Origin of the sequence: Helicobacter pylori (assembly GCF_006440215.1) — a bacterium.
Lineage (GTDB): Bacteria > Campylobacterota > Campylobacteria > Campylobacterales > Helicobacteraceae > Helicobacter > Helicobacter pylori_CS.
Genome location: NZ_VEZH01000039.1, coordinates 1 through 567, shown reverse-complemented (window position 1 = coordinate 567; position 567 = coordinate 1). Strand labels below are relative to the sequence as shown.

Annotated in this window: 1 protein-coding gene; it reads left to right on the top strand. The window is 34.0% G+C overall.

Going from position 1 to position 567, the window contains the following annotated elements:
* Window positions 1–567, top strand: a 567-nt coding sequence (locus tag FIM44_RS08395) for a DUF874 family protein (RefSeq protein ID WP_140579760.1), incomplete at its 5' end; no start/stop codon positions are given.

The window sequence follows — 567 nt, the reverse complement described above, 5'->3', positions numbered from 1 at the left end:
AAAGATTTGGTTAAAAAAGCAGAACAAAATTGCCAAGAAAATCATAGTCAATTCTTTATTAAAAAAGTAGGAATTAAGGATAGTATTTCTATAGAAATAGAAGCTGAATGCAAAACCCCTAAACCTACAAAAACCAATCAAACCCCTATCCAGCCAAAACACCTTCCAAACTCCAAACAACCCCGCTCTCAAAGAGGATCAAAAGCGCAAGAGCTTATAGCTTATTTGCAAAAAGAGCTAGAATCTCTGCCCTATTCACAAAAGGCTATCGCTAAACAAGTGGATTTTTATAAACCAAGTTCTATCGCTTATTTAGAATTAGACCCTAGAGATTTTAATGTTACAGAAGAATGGCAAAAAGAAAATCTAAAAATACGCTCTAAAGCTCAAGCTAAAATGCTTGAAATGAGGCATTTAAAACCAGACTCACAAGCCCACCTTTCAACCTCTCAAAGCCTTTTGTTCGTTCAAAAAATATTTGCTGATATTAATAAAGAAATAAAAGTAGTTGCTAATACCGAGAAAAAAGCAGAAAAAGCGGGTTATGGTTATAGTAAAAGGGTGTAG